Source organism: Pseudodesulfovibrio nedwellii (genome assembly GCF_027923765.1).
Classification (GTDB): Bacteria; Desulfobacterota; Desulfovibrionia; order Desulfovibrionales; family Desulfovibrionaceae; genus Pseudodesulfovibrio; species Pseudodesulfovibrio nedwellii.
In genome coordinates, this window is sequence record NZ_AP026709.1 from 735403 (window position 1) to 756941 (window position 21539).

At 47.9% G+C, this 21539-nt stretch carries 35 protein-coding genes and 1 tRNA gene; 28 read left to right on the plus strand and 8 right to left on the minus strand.

From position 1 onward, the window contains the following. Positions 1-5 precede the first annotated feature (5 nt). Both SYK_RS03550 and SYK_RS03555 read right to left on the minus strand, forming a co-directional pair. On the minus strand, positions 6-458 hold the full coding sequence (locus SYK_RS03550; RefSeq protein ID WP_281762235.1) for a phage regulatory CII family protein: 453 nt from the start codon (positions 456-458) through the stop codon (positions 6-8). Positions 459-789: 331 nt separating this feature from the next. After that, entirely contained in the window at positions 790-1008 is a 219-nt protein-coding gene (locus SYK_RS03555) for a hypothetical protein (RefSeq protein ID WP_281762236.1), read from the minus strand. Between the two features lie 92 nt (positions 1009-1100). On the opposite strand from SYK_RS03555, the gene SYK_RS03560 reads away from it, so the two are divergent. The 4 genes from SYK_RS03560 to SYK_RS03575 all read left to right on the plus strand — a co-directional run bounded on the left by SYK_RS03560 (position 1101) and on the right by SYK_RS03575 (position 4541). Further along, positions 1101-1841 (plus strand): S24 family peptidase, encoded by a 741-nt coding sequence (locus SYK_RS03560; RefSeq protein WP_281762237.1) that lies wholly within the window; start codon positions 1101-1103, stop codon positions 1839-1841. 125 nt (positions 1842-1966) lie between these two features. Then, on the plus strand, positions 1967-3178 hold the full coding sequence (locus SYK_RS03565; protein ID WP_281762238.1) for a hypothetical protein: 1212 nt from the start codon (positions 1967-1969) through the stop codon (positions 3176-3178). Continuing rightward, positions 3175-3504, plus strand: coding sequence for a hypothetical protein (locus SYK_RS03570; protein ID WP_281762239.1), 330 nt, complete (start codon positions 3175-3177; stop codon positions 3502-3504). Before SYK_RS03565 ends, SYK_RS03570 begins: the two co-directional genes overlap by 4 nt. A 251-nt stretch (positions 3505-3755) precedes the next feature. Next, positions 3756-4541: a hypothetical protein gene (locus SYK_RS03575; protein ID WP_281762240.1), complete on the plus strand. Its 786-nt coding sequence runs from the start codon at positions 3756-3758 to the stop codon at positions 4539-4541. A 31-nt stretch (positions 4542-4572) separates the two neighbouring features. Here the strand turns inward: SYK_RS03575 and SYK_RS03580 are convergent, their stop codons facing one another. The 4 genes from SYK_RS03580 to SYK_RS03595 form a co-directional block, all read right to left on the minus strand. Further along, on the minus strand, positions 4573-5037 hold the full coding sequence (locus tag SYK_RS03580) for a thermonuclease family protein (RefSeq protein ID WP_281762241.1): 465 nt from the start codon (positions 5035-5037) through the stop codon (positions 4573-4575). 1 nt (position 5038) lies between these two features. Further along, positions 5039-5593, minus strand: a complete 555-nt coding sequence (locus tag SYK_RS03585) for a hypothetical protein (protein WP_281762242.1) — start codon at positions 5591-5593, stop codon at positions 5039-5041. Positions 5594-5630: 37 nt separating this feature from the next. Continuing rightward, on the minus strand, positions 5631-5798 hold the full coding sequence (locus SYK_RS03590; RefSeq protein WP_281762243.1) for a hypothetical protein: 168 nt from the start codon (positions 5796-5798) through the stop codon (positions 5631-5633). A gap of 114 nt (positions 5799-5912) precedes the next feature. Continuing rightward, positions 5913-6101 carry a hypothetical protein gene (locus SYK_RS03595; RefSeq protein WP_281762244.1) on the minus strand — a complete coding sequence of 63 codons (189 nt, stop codon included), beginning with the start codon at positions 6099-6101 and terminating at the stop codon, positions 5913-5915. Between SYK_RS03595 and SYK_RS03600 the strand changes: the two genes are divergently transcribed. The 9 genes from SYK_RS03600 to SYK_RS03640 all read left to right on the plus strand — a co-directional run bounded on the left by SYK_RS03600 (position 6086) and on the right by SYK_RS03640 (position 10819). Continuing rightward, positions 6086-6176 (plus strand) — tRNA-Ser (locus SYK_RS03600). The two genes, SYK_RS03595 and SYK_RS03600, sit on opposite strands and share 16 nt — an antisense overlap. Before the next feature lie 43 nt (positions 6177-6219). Continuing rightward, positions 6220-6483, plus strand: coding sequence for a hypothetical protein (locus SYK_RS03605; protein ID WP_281761830.1), 264 nt, complete (start codon positions 6220-6222; stop codon positions 6481-6483). 33 nt (positions 6484-6516) lie between these two features. Continuing rightward, positions 6517-7011 carry an AP2/ERF family transcription factor gene (locus SYK_RS03610; RefSeq protein WP_281761829.1) on the plus strand — a complete coding sequence of 165 codons (495 nt, stop codon included), beginning with the start codon at positions 6517-6519 and terminating at the stop codon, positions 7009-7011. Between the two features lie 76 nt (positions 7012-7087). Further along, a complete protein-coding gene (locus SYK_RS03615) occupies positions 7088-7351 on the plus strand; it encodes a hypothetical protein (protein ID WP_281762245.1) in 264 nt (87 codons plus the stop codon). Between the two features lie 17 nt (positions 7352-7368). Then, on the plus strand, positions 7369-8289 hold the full coding sequence (locus SYK_RS03620; RefSeq protein ID WP_281762246.1) for a DUF1351 domain-containing protein: 921 nt from the start codon (positions 7369-7371) through the stop codon (positions 8287-8289). Between the two features lie 13 nt (positions 8290-8302). Next, the gene (locus SYK_RS03625; protein ID WP_281762247.1) at positions 8303-9343 is read left to right on the plus strand and encodes a hypothetical protein; all 1041 of its coding nucleotides are present in this window, start codon (positions 8303-8305) and stop codon (positions 9341-9343) included. A gap of 78 nt (positions 9344-9421) precedes the next feature. After that, entirely contained in the window at positions 9422-9835 is a 414-nt protein-coding gene (locus tag SYK_RS03630; RefSeq protein ID WP_281762248.1) for a hypothetical protein, read from the plus strand. Further along, positions 9828-10547, plus strand: coding sequence for a hypothetical protein (locus SYK_RS03635; RefSeq protein ID WP_281762249.1), 720 nt, complete (start codon positions 9828-9830; stop codon positions 10545-10547). Before SYK_RS03630 ends, SYK_RS03635 begins: the two co-directional genes overlap by 8 nt. A 65-nt stretch (positions 10548-10612) precedes the next feature. After that, positions 10613-10819, plus strand: coding sequence for a hypothetical protein (locus tag SYK_RS03640; protein WP_281762250.1), 207 nt, complete (start codon positions 10613-10615; stop codon positions 10817-10819). Between the two features lie 235 nt (positions 10820-11054). On the opposite strand, the gene SYK_RS03645 is transcribed toward SYK_RS03640, so the two are convergent. Continuing rightward, entirely contained in the window at positions 11055-11330 is a 276-nt protein-coding gene (locus SYK_RS03645; RefSeq protein WP_281762251.1) for a hypothetical protein, read from the minus strand. Between the two features lie 109 nt (positions 11331-11439). Between SYK_RS03645 and SYK_RS03650 the strand changes: the two genes are divergently transcribed. From SYK_RS03650 to SYK_RS03670, 5 genes are all read left to right on the plus strand, one after another. Then, entirely contained in the window at positions 11440-11628 is a 189-nt protein-coding gene (locus SYK_RS03650; protein WP_281762252.1) for a hypothetical protein, read from the plus strand. Between the two features lie 11 nt (positions 11629-11639). After that, positions 11640-11897, plus strand: a complete 258-nt coding sequence (locus SYK_RS03655) for a hypothetical protein (protein ID WP_281762253.1) — start codon at positions 11640-11642, stop codon at positions 11895-11897. After that, entirely contained in the window at positions 11890-12582 is a 693-nt protein-coding gene (locus SYK_RS03660) for a hypothetical protein (protein ID WP_281762254.1), read from the plus strand. The genes SYK_RS03655 and SYK_RS03660 overlap by 8 nt, the downstream gene beginning before the upstream one ends. Positions 12583-12598: 16 nt before the next feature. Continuing rightward, positions 12599-13744, plus strand: coding sequence for a DNA cytosine methyltransferase (locus SYK_RS03665; protein ID WP_281762255.1), 1146 nt, complete (start codon positions 12599-12601; stop codon positions 13742-13744). Between the two features lie 63 nt (positions 13745-13807). Beyond that, positions 13808-14749 carry a phosphoadenosine phosphosulfate reductase family protein gene (locus SYK_RS03670; protein WP_281761818.1) on the plus strand — a complete coding sequence of 314 codons (942 nt, stop codon included), beginning with the start codon at positions 13808-13810 and terminating at the stop codon, positions 14747-14749. A gap of 29 nt (positions 14750-14778) precedes the next feature. On the opposite strand, the gene SYK_RS03675 is transcribed toward SYK_RS03670, so the two are convergent. Further along, complete coding sequence (locus tag SYK_RS03675; RefSeq protein WP_281761817.1) at positions 14779-15147, minus strand: hypothetical protein; 369 nt, start codon at positions 15145-15147, stop codon at positions 14779-14781. Positions 15148-15206: 59 nt separating this feature from the next. Here SYK_RS03675 and SYK_RS03680 point away from each other — a divergent pair, with 59 nt between their 5' ends. The 10 genes from SYK_RS03680 to SYK_RS03725 all read left to right on the plus strand — a co-directional run bounded on the left by SYK_RS03680 (position 15207) and on the right by SYK_RS03725 (position 21099). After that, positions 15207-15455, plus strand: a complete 249-nt coding sequence (locus SYK_RS03680; RefSeq protein WP_281761816.1) for a hypothetical protein — start codon at positions 15207-15209, stop codon at positions 15453-15455. A gap of 26 nt (positions 15456-15481) precedes the next feature. Further along, a complete protein-coding gene (locus tag SYK_RS03685; protein WP_281762256.1) occupies positions 15482-15802 on the plus strand; it encodes a hypothetical protein in 321 nt (106 codons plus the stop codon). Between the two features lie 27 nt (positions 15803-15829). Then, positions 15830-16018 carry a hypothetical protein gene (locus SYK_RS03690; protein WP_281762257.1) on the plus strand — a complete coding sequence of 63 codons (189 nt, stop codon included), beginning with the start codon at positions 15830-15832 and terminating at the stop codon, positions 16016-16018. 154 nt (positions 16019-16172) lie between these two features. Then, positions 16173-16538: a hypothetical protein gene (locus SYK_RS03695; RefSeq protein ID WP_281762258.1), complete on the plus strand. Its 366-nt coding sequence runs from the start codon at positions 16173-16175 to the stop codon at positions 16536-16538. Between the two features lies 1 nt (position 16539). Beyond that, on the plus strand, positions 16540-17106 hold the full coding sequence (locus SYK_RS03700; RefSeq protein WP_281762259.1) for a hypothetical protein: 567 nt from the start codon (positions 16540-16542) through the stop codon (positions 17104-17106). A gap of 138 nt (positions 17107-17244) precedes the next feature. Further along, complete coding sequence (locus SYK_RS03705; protein ID WP_281762260.1) at positions 17245-17616, plus strand: hypothetical protein; 372 nt, start codon at positions 17245-17247, stop codon at positions 17614-17616. A gap of 2 nt (positions 17617-17618) precedes the next feature. Further along, positions 17619-18197 carry a hypothetical protein gene (locus tag SYK_RS03710; protein ID WP_281762261.1) on the plus strand — a complete coding sequence of 193 codons (579 nt, stop codon included), beginning with the start codon at positions 17619-17621 and terminating at the stop codon, positions 18195-18197. After that, entirely contained in the window at positions 18173-18409 is a 237-nt protein-coding gene (locus tag SYK_RS03715; RefSeq protein ID WP_281762262.1) for a hypothetical protein, read from the plus strand. Before SYK_RS03710 ends, SYK_RS03715 begins: the two co-directional genes overlap by 25 nt. A gap of 204 nt (positions 18410-18613) precedes the next feature. Next, the gene (locus SYK_RS03720; protein ID WP_281762263.1) at positions 18614-19678 is read left to right on the plus strand and encodes a tyrosine-type recombinase/integrase; all 1065 of its coding nucleotides are present in this window, start codon (positions 18614-18616) and stop codon (positions 19676-19678) included. Between the two features lie 575 nt (positions 19679-20253). Beyond that, positions 20254-21099: an SH3 domain-containing protein gene (locus tag SYK_RS03725; RefSeq protein ID WP_281762264.1), complete on the plus strand. Its 846-nt coding sequence runs from the start codon at positions 20254-20256 to the stop codon at positions 21097-21099. Positions 21100-21539: the final 440 nt, after the last annotated feature.

Below are 21539 nucleotides of genomic sequence, written 5' to 3' on the forward strand. Positions count from 1 at the left end.
GTCAGTTACCCGGCCTTACGAATACTCTTGACTGGTGGGCAGTCTCGCTCTCTGGCTCTGTAAACTATGTCGTCCATTTCCTTGGCAACCCGGTTACGGAGTGTGATCAGTTCTGTGTAGTGCATCCCGCTATCTGCCGCACTAGTGAACGCTGAAGCGACGTGAAGCCCTTGCAAACACTCCTCTGTCATATCTCTCCCGTCTGGGTGCGCCTCTTCGTGTACGAGCCGATACCCAAACCGTGCCGCCAGCAATTCAAGCGGCTGCACGCCGTCACAAGCGCGCATAATCGGAATCAGATCCATAACGCCGAACTTCGCAAGAGGATCGTCTTGGTTTAGTTCACGCATCAAGGTCGTGTATGGTTTGCCTATATCGGCGGCGATCTGCTTGCGCGGTTTGCCGGACTCGTCGATCATTGACTCAATGACGTCGAGCATGTTTTCTGAGGCTGTCATTAGATTTACCCTCCAATCAAATAATTTTCGGTTGTCGCGTCTTGTGGCTTACTGCAATCATGGACGCAAAACTAAACATTCACTTTAAGAGACAGGCTGACGGATCAACACTGGCAACTGCGGTGCTAATCGAAGACGGGAACGCAACGCCCCGCTTCTTTCGACTGCCAATTAAACCTGAGGTCGACCCGTGGACGGTGTACGCGGACGTGGCGAATCAGGCGGTCGGGTATTTGAAGTCCCAAACGGAGCCGCCGACCAAGAATAAACAAACTGGATCGTCGCCAAAAGGGAGACTCATCCAATTGCAGGGGGTGCTGACGACATGACATCAAGCGGCCTCGTCTTTGGTGCCAGGATGCTTGTCTCCGTAGATGAATGGCTCAAGAGCCAGTTGAACGTCAGCCGTTCTAACTCCTGATTTTCGTCCTGGCACTTTCCCCGCAACTCGGCGAATAGTCATGAGCGACAAGCCAGAAAATGAGGCTAACTGTTGTTCATTCCATCCAGTTTCGTTCAAAAACTTGGTAAGTTCTTTCTGAGTAATCATAGTCAAAGTTTAACCGAGTGGTTATTTTTCGTCAATCAAGTTTAAACGAATGGTTACAGACGGCCAGAAAAGTCTTTGATATGAGGATGATTATGGGATTTCATGACGACTTAACAAACGGCCTCAAAGGTCTTGTCGGCAAGGATAGGCGCTTTAAAAACAACGCAAGACTTGCCGAGGCGTGTGACGTAGCCCCTATTCAAATCAGCCGAATCGTTAAAAAAGAACGTGAACAATATATAAAAGCTCTTGCCAAAATTATTGATGGAGTAGGAGCTCGACTAATTTTTGACGATGCAAATGAGCACGACACGGCCCGCGAGGTCTGCTTTGTTGACGCTCAAGCCGTTAATGCTCCTGATGCGATAAAAATTGCTGAAGAAGATTATATTGCGGTGCCTTTGGCCGAAGAGCCGGTTGCCGCTGGCCCCGGTCTTATTCCACAAGATTCAATACGTGGATGGGTGTTGGTTTGGAGACATCATAAGTCTTTACGGTTCACTACCAATCTTGTCGCTGTCCAGATCGGGAAGAATGAACGTTCAATGCTTCCGACATTTTGTCCTGAAGACATCCTCTTGATAGATCGATCAAACAAGAATCCAGAGCAGCCTGGCAAGACATGGCTGGTATGCGACCCTGATGGTGGATGCGCTATCAAACGCGTTAGCACAAAACCTGTCGATGGCGATATTGAATTGATTTTTTATTCAGACAACACACAAGATTTTCCGCCTACAAGTTACCGCTTAAAACGCGATTTTGATGGTAACATCACCCGCGCAATCGCTGGCCGTGTCGTATGGGCTTGGTCTGATGTGAGGGATAAATGAAGAAGCCAAGTCCTTCCGCACAATTTTTATCGGATAAACGATCCTACAAATACTATCTTCGAAGCCGGAAACATAAATATCCAGACCGTAACGATAGTGACCACCTGCACAGTGGGAGGAACTACTTGGAATCCACATACAATTCAACACCATTAAAACTGCTGGACGAAGCTGCTGAAGAAGGGAACTATGCTTCCTTCTTATCCCCAAAAAACAAAGACACCTATACATCAGCAAAGGTGCTCATCCCCAAAATATTTTCATTAATCGATGCTCCTAAAGATGCCGTGCGAACCTTTCTTACTCTTGCTCAAAGGGTAAAGAATTGGAAAGTTAGAAGAATTCATTATGACTATAAAAAATGTACCTCTTATGATTTGGCGGCACAATGTGTTCTGGACTACATAGTTGAAGAATATCAACGGGAAATATCATCAAAAAGAAATCACTTCACCACGACGGTTGTTCCCCCGCAAGATGAAGGGCATTTGAGGCTACTTAAAACCGTCGGAATATTATCTAGGACGGACGAGGATAAGCAAACAGTCCATCGCAGAATTGAAATGTTCAAACAAAGTAGTTCTCAAATAGAGGAACAAATTTCAATTGGATCGGCAAGTTATGTCGAAAGGGTTGCAAAGGCTTTTGTTAAACATATTCAGAATTGCCTCAACAGAGCAGACAGAACGTTAACAGAATCTGCAGAAGGACTAATCTCAGAATACGTTGGTGAGGTGTTGGACAACATCAAAGAACATACGAAAATCAACAAGTGGAGAATTACAGGGTTCTTGGACTGGAGACAGGACATCCCTATGTGCGAAGTTGCTATTTTCAATTTTGGCAGATCTTTTGCAGACTCATTTATTGAAGCTCCCAAGACGTCAAAAAGTTATGATGATCTTTCTGATTTTCTCAATAAGTACGAACAAATGAATGGTAAAATTAGAGATCGGGACGAAAGATGTCTTATCACCCTGTTCGCGTTGCAGGAAGGCATCAGCTCAAAGAATACAGACGACTCATCCAAACGGGGAATGGGAACGGTTGATTTGATTGAGCTTTTTCAGAGAATGCACGAGGAGTGCCGCATTGGTCAGTCGAATTCTGATGCAAAAATGACTCTACTGTCCGGAGATGTAAACATTTTATTTGATGGAACATATCAAATGAAAAAAATGCCGCCTGCGGGTAAAATTATATCCTTTAACAAATCAGGCCACCTTCTTGACAAGTTTAATCCGAAATTTATAACATGTATTGAACCTTTATATTTTCCAGGGACAGTGGTGAGCATCCGCTTCCCGCTTGAAAGAGCTTGGACGGAGAAAATATGAACCAGAAAATTAATCAGACCATAGATTTTGGAAATTTTGGATCGAGTCTCCTTACGACGAGAGAACGAGGGGAATTAGCTGGGAAAAAGTTGAGAATCGATGAAATGAGCTGCCAAGGCAATCCGATCAAAATTATTGTTCCCGACTATATCACGTCGATCACCTCGTCTTTTATCCTCGGCATGTTTGGAAACATAATTCAACGTTGCGGATCAGAAGAGGCTTTTCTGAAAAAATTCCAATTCCAAATGAAAGATCGCCACTGGATCAACCTTAATCGCAGCATTGAGTACGCCCTGAGGCCAACTAATTGTCGTCCCTACTAATTACCACCACTGCTTTTTGGAAGAGTGTCCGAGCTCTCGATACAGCCGCAATCGCACTAATAATTTCGTGTGGCACACTTAGTTGGCGTCTAATTGAAACTTTTTTTAAGCGAACTGATCGTATTTCTGACCGTCAGGTCCAAGATATCAAGGAAGTCTGGATTGACGCTTCACTCGTGCCTGTTTGTATCACCCCCCTTCGTAAATTTGTAACAGCCCTTACAAAAAAGTTTCGCGAGGTGTGTGGAGATTTGGCTCTGGAACAAAATCAAGATAAAATTGATGAAATCACTACAAATTTTGATTCTTTTTTCAAAGAAAAAAGAGACCGGATAGAATCAAAACTCAGAATCATCGCTCCAATTAGCGGGAATCATTACAACCAAATTCAGGATATAATTAACGACTTTGAAGACGCCCACTGGGAACACTTTAGCATGGTGACTAACAATGAGAAGGGAACTGGCCTTCAGAGTGCAGCCTTTGGATATGAGACGACCCTGTACACAGGTTTGAACAAAACACTTCGGACGCTTTATCTGCTCAACAATAGCGATGATCTGTCCAATTTTTTCGGATTTGAAATCACTTTCAAGGAAAAAATATTTCGAAATGGGAAAAGAGCCTTTAAGGGCGTTATAAACGGGACTCACAACTTGGCCCAAAAAAAGAATGCCATTTGTTATACTCCCTTCACTAATAACAACGCTATACCGCAATTGGATGAACCAGCTTATATGTATAAATTAAAATTCTTACGGGCGTTACGGGAAAGGGCTTGTTGCGACATAACATTCCCCACCGAAGAATTAAAGCGTGTGCATAAAGAAGATGGAAAAATTTGGGCCTGCAAGATGTTTATTCTCATGACGATATGTCATGTTATTTTATGGTTGTCCTCCCCTATTTGGTTTCCTCTTTGCGCTACACGTAAATGGTGGAAATTGACCAACGAATTGCCTAACATGGAAACGGATATGGAATGGAAAGCAGCCATGATAATCCAACGTCCTGAATTATTTTCACGTATCTATTAGCCCCCTCGCCCCGCGGGGGTTTTCTTTTGGACTATTTTCTTCTCCACTCCCAAGGCGGTGTCGGATTCACTGATCCCCACAGCCCAAGGTGCTTGGCCCTAGCGATGGCTTCGTCTTCATCCCACGCCCCGCATATTGGTAGCTTACAATATCGCGAATAAACCCAAGCCCATCCATGCTCAAGAATCATCTGATTAAGTATCCGCCCATCGCCTAGAAAAACAATGGCCACAGATCGCCCGTATCGATCTTGATCTATCTCCTTTACGTCAACCACGCGACCAATCGTTGCCTTAACGTAAGCCGTGGCACCAGCCCCACCTTCTTGCTTTCGCTCAGGACAATCGATGCCGTACAACCGCACACGCTCACGGCCCCCTTCGATCCTTTTCACATGAATGGTATCGCCATCCACTACTCGCTCAACTGTACCGCGCCAAGCATGGACTGGAAGGACTAAGAAAAACAAAAAACATATGATGTAAAATGTACGCATGCTAATTGGCTGGTAATCTACTTGTCACGTCACTATGCCTGTCAAACGTATAGACACTCCCATTTATTTGATGGGTGTCGCCAGTAGACTTTGTAATAATACTGTTTGTTCCAAGAGTAAGACGGGCTTTCCCATTATAATTAAAATTCATCATTGGGATCCTGTCATACGTTGAAAAATCAATTCGATCATCGAAATCTTGATCTTTTAATAAGAGACTGGTCCCCGTGGGCTGGGAACTCATTGAAGCCATGCTTTTAAATTCATTCTCTGATTGCACACCTAACTGCAAAGTCCCTCCGCCCCCGGCGTTGTAGAAAAGGTGTACAACTGGCTTACATTTTTCATCTACGATCTCAACAGAAGAAGCGTAAATTTTCCTAACAAAAAACTTATTTGCTGACAGTATGTCATAATCAGCATTTATAAGTTTATTACTCTGTTTGGCCATAGCTTCTTGTGAGCCGGACTGTGACATCCATCCGCCTACAATCCCACCTAAGAAAGAACATACCGCAACAAGAATCACCAATTTAAAAGACTTCAAATTATTCACAACAACCTCTTTTAGTTTCCCACTATCCTCTTCAGCATTAACCGATCTTTCTGGCGACCCTCTCCACCTTATCGGCAAGCATCCTTAACAACATTGCCAGTCCCGGCCTGTGATCTTCATTTAGCTCGACTAATTCTTTGAGAGCTTCGCTTATCGCATATAATTCTACCTGAATATCCACATGATTCTCCATGTCTTTGGACACCCTAACCATGTGAAGCTATATGCAATTTTGATTCATAATATTGTTTACATATTTATTCAGTCAAAACAAATACCATTTGGTTATTTTAATGTTGACATAATTTTAACCAAATGGTTATTCTTTCTTCAACACGACGCACCACCAACCCCGAACAGCCTGCGCCACGGCCAGCGAGTAAGGATGACAATGCGAAGTGGACGCCAAAAGTACCGCAACAGCAAGGCCGGGCAACGAGAGGTCACGCCACGGGAGGGAAAGGCGAGAGGTTGAGGAAAGTTCATTGATACGGAGGGTAGCACTCAATGGAGAGTAAGCGGTCTTGAAAACCGTGCCATCGGTGAAGAGCCGATGGGGGTTCAATTCCTCTACCCTCCTCCATCAAAACATCGAACGACAAAACAGCAGGGAAATGAGGACCATCATGGAAAAGACATGCGGCCTTTGCGAACAATTCGAAGGATTACCCGGCACTACCGGCCTCGGCAAGTGTGACGCACTGGAAGACGAAATCGAACTGAAGCACAGCGTCAAGGTGACGGTCTTTGTCCATGAAACAACCAAGTGCGCCAAGTGCGAACACTTCGACGGCAACGACGAATACCGCGACATGCTCAATGCAGAGCTTGCACACGACGAAACAATGGGCCGCACCGCGACCGGACACCCGCACAAAAGCGCAGCGTAAATTTTGAAGCGAGAGACACTAAGGATAAGCAACATGAAAACCATCGAATTGACAAAAGGGCATGTCGCCGTGGTTGACGACGAAGACTACGACAAGCTCGCTGAACACAAGTGGTGTTCACGCGAAGATAAGCGCAAAGATGGAAGTATTCGTACTGTTTATGCCGGGCGTAGCAAATGGGAAAAAGGCAAATGTCTTTCAATCATGATGCATCGAGAAGTAGTTGGTGCTGGACCAGGACAACAGGTCGATCACATCAACGGGAATGGACTCGATAACACTCGCAAAAACCTGCGGTTGTGTACCTGCGAGCAAAATATGCACAACAGTCGCCGACGTTTATCCAACAGCAGTGGGTTCAAAGGTGTTTCTCGCGATAATAGCGGGAAGAAATGGCAGTCACGCATAGAGGTGTGCGGAAGGAAAATATACCTTGGAATGTTTGACTCCGCTAAAGAAGCGGCCCGTGCATACGACAAGGCGGCTATGAAGCATCATGGCGAATTCGCTCGCTTAAACGGTGTGTAATAAATTTCTGCTTATCCCCACCCCGCCGGTGGTGGCCCCGGAAACCGGCAAGCTTTTAAACAAAGGAGAGAGAACCATGCAAGAGACTATGCTTCAAACCATTGATCGAAGAGCCAGAACCAGCGATGGCGACACCGTTTGCGCCCTGTGCGGCAACACTCTCCCCAAAGGAGAGGTCTACACTCAGGAAACAAATGTCTCTACTGGCACGATGATTGAGCGCGACATATGCGCCAACTGCCAAGGCTCGGATCCACACAACGAATTCGTGAACATAGTGATTGTGATCGGCGTGAGCCTCGCTTTCGTCGGGATTCTGGCCTTGGCTTTAGTTGGGTAATTTAAAGGAGAACCCTCATGACTGATATAAAATTAGAAACAACACTCCCGGCCCTCAAATTTGATTTTGATGGGCTCATGGCAATGGCTAATGGAATAAAAGAAAAATATGAAAAATTGGTTGTCCGTGAAGAAGATGTCAAAGACATCAAAAAGGTCATGGCCGACTTGAACAAGACCAAAGACGCCGTAAACGCAGCGCGCAAAGAAGCCGTTAAAAAGGTGTCTGAACCAATCAAGGATTTCGAGGACAAGATCAAGCAGGTGGTCAAGGTTATCGCTGATACCCGTGAGGTTCTGGCAAGTCAGGTCAAGAAGCATGAGGAGCAGGAACGCCAGGACAAGAAGCGTGACGTTCAGTTCTTGATCGACGACCTTAAATCCGAACACAATCTCCCTGACCTGATTGTCAAAATTGAACCGTCCTGGCTGAACAAGACCAAGACGTTAAAATCAATCAAGGCAGAAGTTGAAGCAGTCATCCTTGCACATATGAAGGCCGAACGCGAAGCCGCGCAATTAGAACAGGCCAAACAGGATCGTGCTGTTGTAATCGAACAACGTTGCGAAATCTGTGAAAAGCAATATGGCGTCGCTATTTCACCCTCTACCTTTGTCAGGTTGAACGATCTTGATATCCCGCTCATCGAGGTCAATGCGCAGATTGACAACGCTTTCCAAATGAAGGCCGCAACTCAACCCGCCCGGCCACAAGTCCAAGAACCTATGCCAACGCAGGTGGCTACGCCTGTACAACAAGAATCACCGGCTATTCCCACTTCCCCTATGCCTCCGGTTCCTCCGATGGCTCAGAAATGCATCTGCGTCGAAATCCATTACGCCCCAAACAAAGAACAGGCCGTGGAAACCGCGTTGCGTGACCTCCAAAAGATTTGCACCTCAGTCCGCCTTGTAAACGACGTCCGTACAGCGGCGTAAGGAGATAAGGAAAATGCACGGCAACAATCAAGAAATTTGTCTGAGTAATGGGGCTCCTGCCACACAGCAAGGTAATCATGTCTCCACTCTGGAAGACTTCGCCCTTGCCCCGGAAAGGATCGTCGCTCGCAAACGTATGCTCCATCAAGTCATGGCGTCCGTAATGCAGGAAGGCGAACATTATGGCGTAATTCCCGGCTGCGGCAAGAAGCCTTCCCTTCTCAAACCCGGCGCGGAAGCCATTTCTTCCACATTCCAGCTTTGTCCCAAGTACGACATTAACAAGGTCGAAATGGGCGATGGACACCGCGAGTATGAAATCATTTGCAATCTGTACACCCCCGGTGGTGGATTTGTAGGCTCCGGCGTTGGTTCCTGTTCCACAATGGAAGGCAAGTACCGTTTCCGCACTGGCGACGGTGAAGTAACAGAAGTCCCTGTCCCAAAGGAATATTGGGATAAACGCGACCTCAAAATCCTCAAACAGACAGCAAATGCAGCCGGACACGAAGGCGACAAGTTCAACGTAAAAAAGAACGAATCCGGCAAGTGGATGATTTCCACCCATGGAGAGCGCGTTGAACACGACAACCCCGCCGACTATTACAACACCGTCCTGAAAATGGGTAAGAAGCGTGCATTCGTGGATGCAGTCCTGACTGCAACTGGCGCGTCAGACATCTTTACTCAAGACATTGAAGAAATGCCCGAAGTTATCCCCGGTGCTCGCCAAGCGCAGACACGCCCCCAAACACAACAAGGCCAGCAGCAAGGCAACGCCATGGATCAAATGGGTGACATGCCGAACTGGAGCCAGTCGCAAGGGCAAAACCAAGGCCCAGCACCATTGACCGATGGGCAGAAGCGCAAAATATTCGGCGTATGCAAAGGGAAGAACATCGACCTTGACGCTCTCTGCCTCTCTCTGACCGACAATAACAGCTTTGGCAGAAAGATTATGCGCATCACCGACCTGAGCACTCAGGAAGCATCAACAATTATTGATTGGCTTGACGGTGGAAGTCTCGATTTCCTGTCTCAGCAAGCAGCATAACCACACCCTCAACCCTGTTGAAGCGGGCAGGTGGGCTTCCTCTCTCCTGCCCCCTGCCCGCACCCAAGGAGATAATCAATGGCAAAGGACAAGCTTTCACTCGCAACGCTCGGACAGGGAGCAGCCGTCGAACAGTTCGACATAGCCCTGGGCCGCGCTCTCGAAAATATCTTGGATGTGAACACGGACGGAAAAGCCAAGCGCAAGGTCACGCTTGAAGTGACCCTCAAGCCCAACGCTGACCGAAATATGGCGAACGTCTCGTACCAGGTGAAATCCAAACTCGCCAACGATGAAGCCATCGACACCACTTTTATGTTTGGCAAAGACGGCAAAGGAAAAGTCAACGCAATGGAACTCTTTTCCGGCCAGATGCCCGGTCAGGGTCTTTTACCCGGCGTTGATCCCGTAACAGGCGAAGTCCTCGGCGAACAAGAAGAAGACGGCACCGTAATTAACTTCAACCGCAAAGAAGGCACCAACAATGATTAAGGAAGCAATCGACCGCATACTTGGACTCGCTCGACCGGAAACCGTGAAGGTGGAAGAACGGGAATATTCCACTCACTCGTTGACCCCTCTGGAAACTCCTACTCCTGAAACTCTCCACGTCATGTCCCTGACCGGACTTGTCGACTACATCGAAAAGAACGTGGACGGCTTGGACCATGACAATCTCATGGTCGTGGTTGATGATCCGAACACGGTCAGACTCATTGGCAACACACTTGCCCCGTTTGAAAACCGTGCTTTCCACTTAACCTCAAAGTTCACATTTGAGGAATTCCCCTACGAGCGTTTCATGTCTTCCGAAGACTTCAACATCAAAATTCAATCTCTTTTCGTTGACACTCATGATCGAGCAGCAGTCCTCAAGCAATCCGCCAGCGTTACCGACGAGGCCGTAGCGACTCTGGCAGACGACGGCGTAACACAGAGCACCCAAGCCAGAACCGGCATTGCCCGCAAAGAAGAAGTTGCGCTCAAAAACCCGGTGACTCTGGCCCCCTATCGTACTTTCCCCGAAATCGACCAACCGGCATCACCGTTTGTTTTCCGTATGCGCGGTGCGGCTCGTACCGGATCGGAACCCGGCTTTGCCCTTTTTGAAGCTGACGGCGGGAAATGGCGCAATGATGCCCGAATCACCATCAAGAAATGGCTGACTAAACATTTACCGGAAGGCGTTGTCGTCCTGGCGTAGCCATCCGCATAGGGCGCAAGTCTCGCTTGTGCCCTTCGGGATGATTGCGAACCAGAGGAGACACCATGAACGGACTTCCAAGGACATCGTACAAAGCCAAATCCGAGAAGCTGGAGATTGCCCTTAATCACGCAAGACGACGCGCAGATTGGGCAGAGAGAGACGCCAAGGTCGCCAAGTATGACCTGGCCGAAGCAAAGAAAAAAATAGCCAGCCTTGAACAGCAATTAAGGCAACAGCAAGACCAATTTTCATTTGATGGAGTGGCATAAGACATCGCGGACATACAACAATTTTCCCCGGCCTTTGTGATTGGTCGAGGATTCGTAAAATGGTCAGGAGGGGCGGATTGGCTGCCCCTCCTACAACCAAAGAAGAGGGATATTAAAATGAAGATTACCAAAACAGAGAATGGCTACATTCTGGAAGACCCGCAGACCTCAAACGAAGAACAGGCCCTCGAACGGTTTGTCGAGAGCCTGCGTGAGGGGAACGAGATTGTGGAAACTAGCAGCCCGTCAAGTGGTTGTTCAGCCACTCGTTCACCCTCTTCGGCCCAATCCCAGCCCAAGGGAGATGAAGAGCGATAATATAGAGGGTGTCGTTTTTGTCCATGCCGCCACTCACATAGTCTCGCACTTCCTCAGCGGTGGAATTGGTCGAAACCGCATGAGTAGACTCAGTAATTTCGGCATAGCCATCGTAGCTCCGAATGCGTTTAAGAACTTCATTGTAGTCGCGACCAGGGGCTGAGAGATCGTAGGTAACAAGATAAACGGACAAAGGGATACTCCTTCTGATTAAAGGTTAACTAAATGTATTTCGTTTTCCCGATATCAGAAGGAATCCCAAAAGGAAATCCGATAACAATATTTGATGGAGTCAGTGAGTCATGATTTTTTTGAAGAGCTTACTTCTGTTCATAGCTGCCCTTCACTGCATTGCCTCTTTTCTGGCTGGATGGGGTGTTGGTGTTGAACACGGATTCTCTAAAGAGATTTATGCCCTTCTCATTTTCGTAGCCACCGCATTTGTCGGGACGGTCTGGGCGTTTATCTCGAACGAACGCAACAACTTTTGAGAGGTAGTACGATGAAATGGGAAGTCAGACCGCACAACATGTTCCCAAACATGGCAATCATTTTTGACGAAAACGGCTCACAAGTTGGAGTCGTCGAGAAAGAGGATGCCAACTTGATAGCAGCAGCCCCAGAGATGTTGGCCGTGATCAAGCACCTCTGTGCATCCTTGGAGTTTCAGAAACTCTCCAGGCGGCAGATAATTACGATTTTGACGGAAGAAATCACTCGGGCCGAAGGCCAAACCGTTGGAGGGAACTCTGATGATTAAGGCTATACCCTTCAATGTAGCCATGACCTGCGCCATACTGAATGGCGAGAAAACGCAGACACGCCGGGTTATCAAATGGCCTGCCGAATATTACCCGGTTGAATACCTCGGCGAGTATCCCATGGATGAAGACGGTATTGATCGTCATTGGTGGGTCATGAACTTGTCAGCCGAGACAGGATTTATACCGCCTCACCTTCCTGGCGATATCCTTTGGGTTCGCGAACCGGGTCGCGTCGTAGCCTACGAAGAGTCCGCAGATTGTCAGTATGAATGGATGCGAATCAAATACATGGCGGATGGGCACGATGTGGAAATAAACACCCCATGGCGCATGTCTGATGTTTGGGACGGCAACGGACAGAAGTACCCATATGGTGCGCCGGATTGGGTCTGGAAAAAGCAAGGTATTCCAAACGGTATTTTCAAAGAAGCCGCCCGTACTTTTCTCAAAGTCAACAAGGTGCGCATTGAGCGGGTCACAGACATTTCTTGGCAAGACGCTTGCGCCGAAGGCTTTGCGGACTACGGAGATAATCCGAACCAAGGCCATCGGCATGACCCCGTGGGCTGGTTCCATAACCTTTGGGAGTCTATCTATCCCGGCACATGGAAACGCAATCATTGGGTGTGGGTCTACGAATTTGAACTCACCGACAAACCCGCCGATTGGCCGGAAAATTGATAGTAGGTAGCGCATTATGAATTTACGCTATGGCTCCATCTGTTCCGGTATCGAGGCCGCTTCCGTGGCCTGGGAACCGCTCGGCTGGAAGCCTGTCTTTTTCTCTGAAATCGAAAAGCACCCCTCGAACGTGCTTCGCTATCACTGGCCCGATATCCCGAACCTCGGAGACTTCACCGCCATTGCTGGCAAAGATCACGACATTGACGTGCTTGTCGGCGGAACTCCTTGCCAAGCATTCAGCGTGGCCGGTCGCCGACAGTCTCTTGAAGACGATCGAGGGAACCTCACACTCAAATTTGTGGAGCTTGTACATGAATCAGATGTCCCTATTGCCATTTGGGAAAACGTCCCCGGAGTCCTCAACACAGAAGATAACGCTTTCGGCTGCCTCCTCTCTGGACTTGTTGGATCAGACACCACCCTCGTACCGCTTAAAGACGGGGGCTGGCCTTGTTTCGGCATGGTTGCCGGACCACAAAGGGTCGTGGCGTGGCGGGTTTTTGATGCGCAATACCAGCGAGTGGCCCAGCGTAGGCGGAGGTTGTTCCTCGTTAGCTTCCGAACTGGTGACGGGAGAAATCCCGGAGCGGTACTTTTTGAGCCCGAAAGCCTGCCGAGGGATACTGCACCGCGCCGAAAAAAGGGCGAAAGAATTGCCCCGACAATTACAGGAGGCCCTCCTTTCAGTCGCACAGGAAATAGCCGCGTAGAAAGTGAGGCGATGGTTACCGGTACATTCCGAATGACCGCCTTCGGAGAGTATGTGGCTGATGATTCAGCTTCTACAGTTAAGGCCAGAGACTATAAAGACGCAACGGATTTGATTGCCTTCAATTGGCAGAATGCCGGGAATGATGGGCTTGCCATTGTTGAAGATGGCACCGGGCCCCTTGATTGTTCTCAAACAAAAGCAATCTGTTTTTTCGATGATGAAAAACGAAGGATGCGTGTTCGAAGGCTCATGCCGATCGAGGGGGAGCGGCTCCAAGGTTTTCCAGACAACCACACAAAATATGGTCGTACAAAAGACGGGAATGAATATGAGCTGGCAGATGGGCCTCGCTACATGGTTATTGGCAACTCCATGGCTGTGCCGTGCATGGCTTGGATAGGCCGTCGAATTGAGAAGGTCTTGGAAGCAACACAGTATTCAAAATAGGCAGACAAGATGAACACACAAGACATCATACGCTTATCAAACATCACGCCCCTGGAACACCAGATGCATGATAGCGGAATAGTCCATGTCGTTTCCTGTTCAGGGGGCAAGGACTCCACCGCTTCCATCCTGCGCTCAAGGGAATTGGGCATCCAAGCGCGTTACGTGTTCGCCGATGTCGGGAATGAGCACCAACTTACCTACGAATATCTCGACTACCTTGAAGATCGGCTTTGCATCACTATTGAGCGAATCAAGCCTGATTTTTCCGAATGGATGGCAAAAAGACGGGCGTGGGTTCGTGAAGTCGGTCCCCGTCGCGGCTATACACCCGCCATGGTTGAGCGCATTGTCAGCCATTTGAAGCCAACCGGTATCCCATTTCTCGACTTGTGCCTTATCAAGGGCTTTTTCCCTTCTACTAAGCGGAAGTTCTGCACACAGTTTTTGAAGCAAGTCCCGATTAACACGCTTGTTACGGAACCGCTTCTTGAAGCTGATCGAGAGGTTTGGTCATGGCAGGGAGTTCGTCGCGAAGAGTCAGCCGCCCGTGCCACTGCAAGCCATTTTGAGGCAAGCCGAGACGGATGGGAAGGATTCTTTATTTATCGCCCCATCGTGGAATGGACTACTGACGAAGTTTTTGCCATGCACCGTCGCCACGCCGTGAAGCCGAACCCCCTTTATTCTCTTGGGATGACCCGCGTGGGCTGCATGCCCTGCGTCAACACAAGAAAGGAAGAACTCTACCAGATTCAAAAGCAATTCCCAGAAGTTATTGACCGGATCGCCAAATGGGAACGGCTTGTAATGCTGTGTAGCAAGAAAGGTGTAACGACATTCTTTCATGCCAGAACCATTCCCAATAGAGGCGGAGGCGACACGCGATCACATATCAGGAACGCCGCCAAGTGGTCTAAGACTGACCGCTATGGGCAATATGACATGCTCAAGGCAATGGAAGCCCCAGCAGAATGCGCCAGCCAGTACGGGCTTTGTGAATAAATATTACTATCAGCAGGAAGTGGAGTGCATCAAATGAATGTAGCTATAAGCTGGAAAATGAAGCCCACGAGTATGGCAAGAAAACCAACTCTTCGAGGATTTTCAAGGTGTTCCGTGAAACTCCAGTATTTTGCGTGCGCTTTTATGATTAAGAACTTCAATTTTGTTTTTGATTTAAACATTGCCTTTTCAAGCCGTGACCTTGTCTCGCCCAATTCTTTTAACCTCTTTTCCTCTTTTTCACAGTTGGTCATGTCTGCGAGCCTGTTCCCAAAACGAATAGCGTTGTTTTTACAATGCTCATGGTGTGCTTTGGTAAAGAGGTCTAGCGCAATTAAGGACGCCCCAACGATGTCAATAACGAGGCCGATCCGCGTGAAGTCTATTGATTCGATCATGCGCGTAGCATCGGCAGAACAATGAAAGAAGTCAACCAATCCGCAATCAGGAGAAATCAATGAACGCAATCGAAGCATATCAGGCCAGCAGCACATGCGTGTGTGGCGGCATACCTACTCTGGTTGAGGTAAACGGCAAACAGCAGATTAAGTGCGCCTCTTGTGGATGCTCTGGACCACTTGAACCTCAAGCTGAAGGTGCTGTCCGTGGCTGGAATATAAACATTGAGGCTCTGACCTCTAACATGACTGTCATTGACATCATGTCGCGAGACAATCCCAAACTGGCTGAGTTGTTTGGCAAGTAACCACGTATCTGTAATGAGGTGATGAAATGAAAGAACTGAATGAACCAATCGTCCTCTGCTCATCATGCAGGAAGGTGTTTCTCGGCAGAGATTTCAAATTAAATGACGGCTGCCCTGGATGCAAAAGCATGAAGGTCGTAGTCGTGTTCTCGGCTGAAAGCCTTGTCACCGACATTGAGAACTCCAACGCCTTCCAGGCTCTTATTCAGGTAGGCGCGGACGGAGAGCAACTTGATGAGGTTGCCGACCTCATGGGCGTCCAGGGAGGCTCGTCCGATGTCAGGACTGATTCCACGCAGATTGATGCGCTGTCTGAATGGAAGTGTGAAAACGGCTGTTACTTTTAACCTGCTTTCTCAGCATAAGGAGGCACGATGACCAAAGGCAAAGAAATGAAGTGGGCGGAAAAGATGCTTTACCCGTCAACAATGAAGGTGACTGTTTATGATGACGGAGAAGTCGTCATAGATATTAAGAGTGAAGGCAGGACCGGCCATACCATGTCGCTTAACAAGAGCCAGTCCGCAGAGCTTCTCGCCCACCTTAAAAATATTACTACATGAGAAACCACTATGCTTGACCACCTAAATACACTGGAAGGCTTCCTAATCGGGGTTGGTGCCACCACCTCCATTATGTGTGGCTGGAAAGTCCTTTGCGGATTTTGCAAAGGTCTGTGGGCAAAAATCCAAGAGAATACAACCAAATGAGAGTAAGATGAGTGAATACAAAGAACGTGACCATAGGCACCTCGACCAAGAGGGTAATTACTATTGCAAGCATGTACTCGCCATGACTCAGGAAGGACTTCACGACAAATCAGACATTGCGGCAGAATTGGCGCACCGCGACTTTGAGATTGACTGTCTTAAAGATGACAAGGGCAGGATTGAAAAACAGATGTGCCACCTAGCCGCTGTCCATCATCTTAACGCTGTAAAAATATTTGAAGCGAGTCCTCTTGAGGCGGCACTATCCCGTATTGAAGAACTTGAAGCTGAGCTTTCTGATTGGCAGCGATACTGTGGAATCATCCTGCGTGAGCAGAGATCAACTGATATGAACAAATCTGAGGAGAACTAATATGGGTGGCCCCTACTGCGAGACATGTAAATATTTTTATCAAGGCCCAACGAGTGGTGATGGCGGCGAGTGTGAAGACCCCGCCAAGATCATCTACAGCAAGGGAGGGCAGTCCTCAGAAAAGCCTTGGGTCTACAAAAAGTGTGAGTGCTGCAACTGGACTGAAATAGAAGGCGAGGAGCGGCCTCATTACGGCAAGGATTGTCCCGAAGGAATGGTGCAAGTCGAGTTTGTCATGTGCGACCCCAAAGACAAAAAGGGCGAATATGGTTGGAAGCCTGTAGAAAAGACGTCGGTAGATATCTACGTCGACGGTGAACGGTACCTCGTAAAAGTGGGCGACTATCACGACGGGGTTGCAGAGCGGCGCGGGTTGTATGTCGGAGGCCCTATCGACATGGTGTGTGAGAAGACAAACATCAACACATGCAGCCTGTTCAGAAAATCCACTGATGAAGACAAACACGACGAGTCATTCACATGCTCCGACTGCGGCGATAGATTCATGGGCAGTCCGTGTAACGATGATGGGCAATGTACGCTCTGCGCGACAAATGACACACTGTAACTTTCTCCCCTCCCCAACGAACATCGCGCCGAGGAGTAACGGACCTGGGCGCGGTGTTCACAAAAGGGAGAAGCCGCACCACACGGCACGGCCTCACCTTTCGCGTTCTGCCGGGACAACCCCGACGAGGTAAATAATATGACTGATAAAACTGAATTGCTCAAGCCTACGATTGAAGAACTGGAAGAACGGGCCGGGACAGGAGACTGCGACTATGCGGTGTTGGAAGCAGCAGCCGAGTGGGTCGTCGAACTTAAAGGCAAAATTGCCATGAGTTCCACCGCAACTGGCATGATGATGGTCCATGGCGAGATCGACCGTTTAAGCGGAGTTATCTATCGCATTGCCGACGATGTTGCTTGGTACATTCAGTGCCGCGAGTTTGAAGGATATTTGTACGATATGAATTTTATAGACTTCATCAGTCCGGATGCCCTGGCAGAGATCAGCGCGTCAACTGGATCAGCCATGGGCGTGATGAAAAAGGCTATCGCGCCGAAGGGGATGTAGGCATGGAACAAGAAAGCAAAACATACCTGTGCCTTGCCCCCAGGAGGCGGATATACAAGGGGAGGCTTTTCGACATTAGGCCCTACAAGCCAAACCCCTTTAAGCGTTTTTTTAGTGACTGCTTTCACGGACGAGACTTCTATGGGAATCAAATCGTACATGAATTTATCAAGCACTACGCGACCGTGTATGTACGCCCTTATGATTTTTTCCCATGGTCGGAAACTTCACCACTGGTAGACATTGGAGAATACAACGAACACATGGCTTGCCTTGAAGAAGCGATTGCCAAAGCGACAGAGCTTTCCCGGCGTATTCCCGAAGATTCAATTTGTACTGTGGATGTCGTCCTTGAGACATTCAAAGTGGTCAAGAGGATTATTACCAAGACCGAAGATGGCGACTTTATATACGACAGCGGAGAATACTTAAAAATAAGCGAAGACAAAGTGTGGTCGAACACAAAAGAAAAGGTTTCCTCGCGTATTTTCTGGAAAATGGTTCATTACTTCGGATGGGGCTACGCTTCCTCAATGTTTCAAAGGTTAGTGGACCGATGCCTGATCTCTACAAAATCGTAACCGATCGAATCCACCGTGACCTTGAAACGGCCATGGACAAAGAAGCCGAAGAGCTTTCCGAAGGTGAGAAGTTTGCTCTTTGTTATGCTGCCGGAGTCCAGTTCCATAGCGTTGTTGACGACGATTATATTTTCACATTCAAAACCGTTAATCCCTGTGCTGTCGTCAAGATAGACGGCAAGTTTCAGGTTTACGAAAGACAAGACTCATAGAGGGATGAAGAACAATGACACCTGTTCTTGTTGACTTAGACGGCCTTGCTAATGCTATAAGCATCAGCAAAAGCACATTGCAAAGATTCTGGACAACGCTACCACATGTCCGTATCCCCTCTTCGGAGGGGGCGGACGGAAGAGGGGCATTGTTTTCCGTTGAAGATGTTAAACAGTTCCTCGTCATGAACCACGGAATCAATTATGGCAGTCAACAAATACAAGACGAAGAAAGGGCCACGGTATCAAGCGGTCCTCTGTCTGCACGGCCAAAGAGTCGCAACGAAGTCAGGGTTCAAGACAAAGAAGGACGCAAGAAAGTGGCTGCACCAAGAGGAAAAGCGATGGGAATTGTTCGGAGAAAAGACGAAGACCAGCATGGACTTCGAAGAGTTGGCCGGTGATTACCTAACATGGGTTGAAGACCGCCGGAGCAGAAACACATATATTTACAAACGAAGCACATTCCGCAGATTCCTTGACTTTTACCCGCGCAGACTACCTTTAAACGAACTCAGCCGTGAACTCCTTGAAGAGTTCCACCGCGTACAGAACCAAGAGCGCGGCCCGAAGGCAGCCAATAGCGACTTACGCGAGATAGGGACCATGTTCAATTGGGCCATCAAGCGCGACTACATGGCCAAGAACGTCGCCCGCCAGGTTGAACCATACCCCGTCGAAGCCACTGTCCGATACGTCCCGCCATCCGAGGATATAGCAGCCGTCAGAATGGCAGCCACTCCAGAAGAACGTCTCATATTCGACACCCTCTACTATTCTGCAGGAAGACTCACCGAGATACTTGAGCTCACCTGGGAAGACATTAACTTCGAAGCCAACGCCCTCCGTCTATGGACTTCAAAGCGCAGGGGCGGCAACAAAGAGCCTCGCGTAATTGCCATGCACAGAGAACTGGAAAAGGTGCTTGAAGAGGCGTGGAAGAGAAGAGACACAGCGAGTCCATACGTCTTCACCAACCCACATACCGGATCTCACTACACGCGACACAGCGATCCTATCCGTCTACTCTTCTCTCGTCTCTGCAAGAAGGCCGGACTCAAGAAGCCTTTTACGGCTCATGCTATCCGACATCATGTAGCCTCCCGCTTCGCAGATTCGCGCAAAGCGACACACCGCCAGATTCAACAATTCTTGGGCCACATGAATATCAAGACGACAGAAACATATCTCCATGAGCTCCAAGTCGATCACGACATCCTGGATGCCTTTGACTCTAAGACAGACACCACCAAAGAAGCCGAAAAATAATATGCAAAAAAATATGCAAACGCTCTGCATATTCATGCACGATGTAGCATTTCCTTGCATATTATGCACAGTAACGCCAACGAAAACCTTTTAATACCAACGCTTTTAAGCCCCACAAACTAGACTCGAAATCGAGTTATGGGTCAAACCATACGTGGGTTCGAATCCCACCCTCTCCGCCATGAAAGTAAAAAGCCTTTGGGTCTATGACCCAAAGGCTTTTTTGTAATTAATTTCTGTATAATTCATTAATTTAAGAATTGGAAAGCCCCTCCTAATTCTGTGGTGTTCTGTGATCATTCCACCTGACAACACTTCTGGGTGGGCTTTGTCTTTGCGTGTTTTTGTCTTGGGGTGTATCTGTTTTTTTGGAGATCGCACTAAACTTATAACAGCAACCAGAGAGACATGGAGAAATGGACCTAAAAAAAAATTCTACACCTTATGTTTTGCCTCCGTCCGTTATCGACCTGTGCAATACGTTTTCGCGAATCACTCTCCCATCTCAACCGCTGCTTGACTCTATGGCAGTATTCAATCGCTCACTTCAGCCTGTGATGGAATCTGTGGCCATGATGAACCGCTCACTTACACCACTCGGACAGGTTGCCGCTAAAATGAGCCGTTCAGTCCATAAAGCGACTTTTCCGGCTACTCAGGCATTAGGGGCTGCCCTTCGGTCAAGCGCATTCGTTGGTGCTGTTGAGGCAATGCGTTCTCCTACGATGCTTCAGTTCGGCGAGACTATACGAGAAATGGCTGCTGTCGGGACTGCGTTTAATGGTGTTATTGATGATTCTGTCGGGAAGGAGTTCCTCGCTGTCGTTGAAACCCTACGGAAGGTGGATTGGACGGCGGCCATTGAGGAGTCGCTAGAAGAAACCGAAGATCATCAAGACGACGAACTCAAGAACGAAGCAGAGGCGGCTGGCAGCTTCATCAACACGGAGTTTCAAAGCATACTGGATGAAGTGGAACAAACGCCGCAGGGGATGATAGCTGCGCTAACCGTGCTTCGTGAGAGAGTCATAGAGTCTCCGCTGGGCAAGGCTACAAAAAGTATCGTCCTGTGGATGTTAAGCGTCATACTTGGCAACCTCTTTTGGGCTTATATTTGCGTTCCTGTTGGGAAGAATATCAACCAACACTTCACCCACAGAGAAGCATTAAAAGCCACCAAGCAACACATTTTGAAAGAGGTCGGACACCACCCGCAGCTACGCATCGTGTCGGTAGAAAGCCGCTTGAATATTCGCATAAAGACGAACAGGAAATCGCATGTCGTCGGAAAGTTGTACCCGTATACAGTCGTTACCGTGATAGGCCATGCAGGAAAGTGGGCAAAAGTGGGCTTTGCCAACGGGCAGGCTGAGAGCGTTGAGGGGTGGGTGTTCAACAAGTACCTATCGAGACTAAAATAGGTGTCCTAGTAGCTCTTGAAACTGCTACATTAGCTATTAATGAATGTTGACAATATTCAATGATTACGGGATTTGATAGGATACCTGATGGTTTCCCACCCTCTCCGCCACGAAAGTAAAAAGCTCTGAACATCGATTCAGAGCTCTTTTTTATTTAAAACGGGTTTTATTCTTTGAATTTTTCGCCTCATTTTTTTTATTTCCTGAAAGATTGCATCTAAAAAAGGACACTTTACTTTACAGGGGCTTTAATCTGACCTTAATTTTAAACAAAACTTCAACTAAAAAACCACCCCAACATACCAATTAGTCAAGACAAAACCACCATTTTTAATATTCCTTTACTTTCGTCACTTAATAGGACAAGTAGTACCTGCTCAGCGTAACTGGACGCACGATTACTTCTTTGTCCCATTTGGACAGCATGCGTTTCGGTTTAT

What these genes read in the sequence shown, in the direction of transcription:
- SYK_RS03550 (WP_281762235.1), bottom strand. Translation starts at nt 458, where the DNA reads ATGACAGCCTCAGAAAACATGCTCGACGTCATTGAGTCAATGATCGAC.
- SYK_RS03555 (WP_281762236.1), bottom strand. Translation starts at nt 1,008, where the DNA reads ATGATTACTCAGAAAGAACTTACCAAGTTTTTGAACGAAACTGGATGG.
- SYK_RS03560 (WP_281762237.1), top strand. Translation starts at nt 1,101, where the DNA reads ATGGGATTTCATGACGACTTAACAAACGGCCTCAAAGGTCTTGTCGGC.
- SYK_RS03570 (WP_281762239.1), top strand. Translation starts at nt 3,175, where the DNA reads ATGAACCAGAAAATTAATCAGACCATAGATTTTGGAAATTTTGGATCG.
- SYK_RS03580 (WP_281762241.1), bottom strand. Translation starts at nt 5,037, where the DNA reads ATGCGTACATTTTACATCATATGTTTTTTGTTTTTCTTAGTCCTTCCA.
- SYK_RS03605 (WP_281761830.1), top strand. Translation starts at nt 6,220, where the DNA reads ATGGAAAAGACATGCGGCCTTTGCGAACAATTCGAAGGATTACCCGGC.
- SYK_RS03610 (WP_281761829.1), top strand. Translation starts at nt 6,517, where the DNA reads ATGAAAACCATCGAATTGACAAAAGGGCATGTCGCCGTGGTTGACGAC.
- SYK_RS03615 (WP_281762245.1), top strand. Translation starts at nt 7,088, where the DNA reads ATGCAAGAGACTATGCTTCAAACCATTGATCGAAGAGCCAGAACCAGC.
- SYK_RS03620 (WP_281762246.1), top strand. Translation starts at nt 7,369, where the DNA reads ATGACTGATATAAAATTAGAAACAACACTCCCGGCCCTCAAATTTGAT.
- SYK_RS03625 (WP_281762247.1), top strand. Translation starts at nt 8,303, where the DNA reads ATGCACGGCAACAATCAAGAAATTTGTCTGAGTAATGGGGCTCCTGCC.
- SYK_RS03630 (WP_281762248.1), top strand. Translation starts at nt 9,422, where the DNA reads ATGGCAAAGGACAAGCTTTCACTCGCAACGCTCGGACAGGGAGCAGCC.
- SYK_RS03635 (WP_281762249.1), top strand. Translation starts at nt 9,828, where the DNA reads ATGATTAAGGAAGCAATCGACCGCATACTTGGACTCGCTCGACCGGAA.
- SYK_RS03640 (WP_281762250.1), top strand. Translation starts at nt 10,613, where the DNA reads ATGAACGGACTTCCAAGGACATCGTACAAAGCCAAATCCGAGAAGCTG.
- SYK_RS03650 (WP_281762252.1), top strand. Translation starts at nt 11,440, where the DNA reads ATGATTTTTTTGAAGAGCTTACTTCTGTTCATAGCTGCCCTTCACTGC.
- SYK_RS03655 (WP_281762253.1), top strand. Translation starts at nt 11,640, where the DNA reads ATGAAATGGGAAGTCAGACCGCACAACATGTTCCCAAACATGGCAATC.
- SYK_RS03660 (WP_281762254.1), top strand. Translation starts at nt 11,890, where the DNA reads ATGATTAAGGCTATACCCTTCAATGTAGCCATGACCTGCGCCATACTG.
- SYK_RS03665 (WP_281762255.1), top strand. Translation starts at nt 12,599, where the DNA reads ATGAATTTACGCTATGGCTCCATCTGTTCCGGTATCGAGGCCGCTTCC.
- SYK_RS03670 (WP_281761818.1), top strand. Translation starts at nt 13,808, where the DNA reads ATGCATGATAGCGGAATAGTCCATGTCGTTTCCTGTTCAGGGGGCAAG.
- SYK_RS03675 (WP_281761817.1), bottom strand. Translation starts at nt 15,147, where the DNA reads ATGATCGAATCAATAGACTTCACGCGGATCGGCCTCGTTATTGACATC.
- SYK_RS03680 (WP_281761816.1), top strand. Translation starts at nt 15,207, where the DNA reads ATGAACGCAATCGAAGCATATCAGGCCAGCAGCACATGCGTGTGTGGC.
- SYK_RS03685 (WP_281762256.1), top strand. Translation starts at nt 15,482, where the DNA reads ATGAAAGAACTGAATGAACCAATCGTCCTCTGCTCATCATGCAGGAAG.
- SYK_RS03690 (WP_281762257.1), top strand. Translation starts at nt 15,830, where the DNA reads ATGACCAAAGGCAAAGAAATGAAGTGGGCGGAAAAGATGCTTTACCCG.
- SYK_RS03695 (WP_281762258.1), top strand. Translation starts at nt 16,173, where the DNA reads ATGAGTGAATACAAAGAACGTGACCATAGGCACCTCGACCAAGAGGGT.
- SYK_RS03700 (WP_281762259.1), top strand. Translation starts at nt 16,540, where the DNA reads ATGGGTGGCCCCTACTGCGAGACATGTAAATATTTTTATCAAGGCCCA.
- SYK_RS03705 (WP_281762260.1), top strand. Translation starts at nt 17,245, where the DNA reads ATGACTGATAAAACTGAATTGCTCAAGCCTACGATTGAAGAACTGGAA.
- SYK_RS03710 (WP_281762261.1), top strand. Translation starts at nt 17,619, where the DNA reads ATGGAACAAGAAAGCAAAACATACCTGTGCCTTGCCCCCAGGAGGCGG.
- SYK_RS03715 (WP_281762262.1), top strand. Translation starts at nt 18,173, where the DNA reads ATGCCTGATCTCTACAAAATCGTAACCGATCGAATCCACCGTGACCTT.
- SYK_RS03720 (WP_281762263.1), top strand. Translation starts at nt 18,614, where the DNA reads ATGGCAGTCAACAAATACAAGACGAAGAAAGGGCCACGGTATCAAGCG.
- SYK_RS03725 (WP_281762264.1), top strand. Translation starts at nt 20,254, where the DNA reads ATGAACCGCTCACTTACACCACTCGGACAGGTTGCCGCTAAAATGAGC.